1 pseudogene is annotated in these 698 nt (G+C 56.2%); it reads right to left on the bottom strand.

Annotation, left to right across the window (positions count from 1 at the left end):
• Positions 1–186 precede the first annotated feature (186 nt).
• Positions 187–324, bottom strand: a pseudogene (locus ACXJ7R_RS35385) (DUF768 domain-containing protein); the annotation flags it as partial.
• Positions 325–698: the final 374 nt, after the last annotated feature.

The raw sequence follows: 698 nt of genomic DNA on the forward strand, positions 1-698 counted from the left end.
TTCCGATAGTGCTAGGCTTGTTCGTAGCCTCCGCTGGCACTGCTTTGGCTGCCAATGTCCACACCGTAACAGGCAAGACAGGTCAGCCCAGCCAAACGATTGGAACCGCTGAAACAGGAAGTGCCACCCCTGGCCACGCCAGTTCTGCTCCGGGCTCAGCCTTCAACCCCGAGGGCAATGCGGGACGCGCTTGATCCCGATCGACTTGGCGTCAGCAATCAGCTTGTGGGTGAGTTCATCGACCGAAATGACATCTGCCTTCGTCGTCTCYGGGACGTTGTTGGCAATCCATTGATMGAGGAARTTGATTCCGCGTGTGCTCATCGAKCCATAAGCTCGTGSYTAGSTTTCAGTTCCGTACCGCTACCGTATTCGGGCGGCCAGGACGCGCGCTTCCCGCATAAGCGATGGCCAATTGTAAGGCCCAAGGAAGGCGATAAGCTCGCGTGCTTGTGCTTCGGTGATGCCTGTTTCTTTAATCAAGCGATGAACTGCAACGTTCTCAGCGCTTGGGGGTATTTCGGCCATTGCTAGGGGCGCAACGTGCCTAGGGGCTTCTAGTTCCGTAGATAAATGACTCGCCAATTGCGCACCGAAGCGTACAATTCGATTGTCGCTCGATCTGCACGGCAACGAGCGCTTGGAAGAGTAGATCACGCTTTCGCCCGACTAGGGAGAAGCGCGATGACCTTTCGTGG

The organism is Mesorhizobium sp. P5_C1 (genome assembly GCF_054049815.1).